This window comes from Chromatiales bacterium, from assembly GCA_014762505.1.
Taxonomy (GTDB): domain Bacteria; phylum Pseudomonadota; class Gammaproteobacteria; order SpSt-1174; family SpSt-1174; genus SpSt-1174.
In genome coordinates, this window is record JABURS010000003.1 from 1 (window position 1) to 1,898 (window position 1,898).

Here is a 1,898-nt window from a genome sequence, read left to right on the forward strand (position 1 = left end):
TGATATTTTGCCAAATATCCACTTCAGAGTGGTCTACTTATTGGGGAAGCTTACGTGTGGATTCAAGAATAAATCTATCTCGTTTTTCCAGGAAACATGAATGAGTCGGTTCTCAGTAGGAAGCGGAATGACAAAGTTAATTGTACGTAATATCCAGTACATACTGATCATAATTGGATTGGCATGTATTCTCGTCGCCAATATTTTTGAGAAGGATGTCTTAAAGGTCGACGTGGATAATGCGTTGGCAAATATCGGAGTGATGCTATTAGTATTCGGGGCCATTCAGTGGGTATTTGATGTTGGCGTACGAAAGCAGCTATTTGAAGAAATCACGGCACTGACCGTGAAGAACATCCATGTCGCCACATCAGGGATTATAGATGTAGTGCAGAACTCAAGGGATGTGGATTACTCTGATCTCATCACGCAAAGCACATTGCTTACAATCGGTCTGAACTACACGCCAAGAATATTTGAAGATTACCTCTCGATATTCAAGGAGCGTTCCCGGCGCGGCATGGATACCAATCTCATCGTTATTGACTTTAATTCGGATGCCGGGTCATTTCTTTTGGGGATGGAGAAGGAGGCTGGTCATGTGGTTCCAAATCAAGACAAGCTAAGACGAATAATCGAAGAAATTAATAACATCGGAGATGGGAAAATACGGGTGCTGAGTCACTCGGCAGTACTGCGCTACTCTTTCGTCCAAGGTGACTCGTCAATTTGGGTAAAGCCATATAGAAACAGCAATGGAAGGGATGAGATTCCTGCCATTCAATTAAAGAAAGGAACATGGATTTACGATTTCTTTAGCTCTGATATCAGTGCTCTGATTGGGCAGGCTCAGAAAAATGAATAGCAATGAGTTGAGTGCTCTTCTGGAAGAGGCGCTAAGGTCGGTAGGAGAAGGCCGGTTGGTGGAAGAGTTAACTAGGCTGAGCAAGTCAGCAGTCGAGAACGAGGGGACGCTGACCATAATAGCTAATGCCGGCGTTCATCATCTTCCAGAAAAACTGCTTCGTGGTCAGGTTTTTAATGCATCTGAAGGAACTTTGAATTTCACCAGTCAGGAGTCTACTAAGAAAGAGTTTGAAATGATATTGAAGAAATTGGCGGTGAAGCTTAAGGAGAGAGATTGGAAAAGGGTTTATCTTATCCCATTCGGGCCAGCAAACTTATCGATGTTGCTTAAGCTTTTGGTTTATCGCGTTACTCATATCGAGACGATCGATATGTTCTATTGCAATGGTGAATACATGGAGCTCGATATCCAAATTCGCCCATTGGTTGTCGATGCAAAATGACTGTAAAAATTACAGGGTTCAAGTTGGGGTCCCGGAGGTGTTCAAAGCGCTGTGTCAGCCGGTTAAAGTGTAACAAAAGGTGACGGATTTATTATTCTGGGTCTCGGGATTAGATAGTTGATCTTTCCCGTTTATTCGTATGAACCGTTCTCCGATTACTAGGCAATGATATGAACTTCATAAAGTACATGGCAGGTTCCTTCATCATCAGCTTCGGCATCCTTTTCGTGATCGTCCTCATGCTGATATCCCTGCAGGTCAAGGCGCCGGATAATGTCGTGGTTTATCTGGCTGGTGCCTGGGTTTTGCTTTCGCTTGCCATGTATCCCCTGGCGAAAAGAATCGTTCGTTTGTGAATTGACTGATCAATGACAGGCTGAGCGCTTTCACAGGCGCTGCTGCCTTCGAGTCGATCCCTCCCCAAGTGATGCGGTGGGCGAACCATGCACGCGATGGCTCTTACCAAGGTCTTCACCCTCCTCGAGCCCGGCCCCGTGGTCCTGGTGACCACCTGCGACGCTGGCCGGAACAACATCGTAAGCTTCCCCAATAAGTAGACCACTCTGAAGTGGATATTTGGCAAAATAT

At 45.3% G+C, this 1,898-nt stretch carries 3 protein-coding genes; all 3 read left to right on the plus strand.

Annotated elements, in window-relative coordinates; genetic code table 11:
• The first annotated feature begins 127 nt into the window (after positions 1-127).
• The 3 genes from HUJ28_00020 to HUJ28_00030 all read left to right on the plus strand — a co-directional run bounded on the left by HUJ28_00020 (position 128) and on the right by HUJ28_00030 (position 1,666).
• Positions 128-865, plus strand: coding sequence for a hypothetical protein (locus tag HUJ28_00020; GenBank protein MBD3617855.1), 738 nt, complete (start codon positions 128-130; stop codon positions 863-865).
• Positions 858-1,310 (plus strand): hypothetical protein, encoded by a 453-nt coding sequence (locus tag HUJ28_00025; protein MBD3617856.1) that lies wholly within the window; start codon positions 858-860, stop codon positions 1,308-1,310. Before HUJ28_00020 ends, HUJ28_00025 begins: the two co-directional genes overlap by 8 nt.
• Before the next feature lie 170 nt (positions 1,311-1,480).
• A complete protein-coding gene (locus tag HUJ28_00030; protein ID MBD3617857.1) occupies positions 1,481-1,666 on the plus strand; it encodes a hypothetical protein in 186 nt (61 codons plus the stop codon).
• The last annotated feature ends 232 nt before the right edge of the window (positions 1,667-1,898 follow it).

Coding starts and splice junctions, on each gene's coding strand:
- HUJ28_00025 (MBD3617856.1), top strand. CDS start 858: ATGAATAGCAATGAGTTGAGTGCTCTTCTGGAAGAGGCGCTAAGGTCG.
- HUJ28_00030 (MBD3617857.1), top strand. CDS start 1,481: ATGAACTTCATAAAGTACATGGCAGGTTCCTTCATCATCAGCTTCGGC.
- HUJ28_00020 (MBD3617855.1), top strand. CDS start 128: ATGACAAAGTTAATTGTACGTAATATCCAGTACATACTGATCATAATT.